Source organism: Brevibacillus sp. SIMBA_040 (genome assembly GCF_046535075.1).
Lineage (GTDB): Bacteria > Bacillota > Bacilli > Brevibacillales > Brevibacillaceae > Brevibacillus.
On sequence record NZ_JAWRXI010000293.1, the window covers coordinates 1 to 255 of the forward strand.

Annotated in this window: 1 protein-coding gene; it reads left to right on the forward strand. The window is 56.9% G+C overall.

Annotation, left to right across the window (positions count from 1 at the left end):
* On the forward strand, positions 1–250 hold a 250-nt coding region (locus SB752_RS32890), incomplete at its 5' end, for an alpha/beta hydrolase (protein ID WP_410719578.1).
* Positions 251–255: the final 5 nt, after the last annotated feature.

A 255-nucleotide genomic window follows, 5' to 3' on the forward strand; every position in this document is an offset into this window, starting at 1 on the left:
GCTCACCAGCAATGTCAAGTTCATGAACTTCTACCCGTTCAACGACATCGAGACGATCTCGCCTCGCCCGATGCTCTTCATTACGGGCGAGAACGCCCATTCGCGGGAGTTCAGCGAAGAGGCCTATCGCCTCGCTGGCCAGCCGAAGGAACTGGTGATCGTCCCGGGTGCGGGACATGTGGATGTCTACGATCGCGTCAATCTCATCCCGTTCGACAAATTGACCGCCTTCTTCCGCGGTAATCTGTGACACCT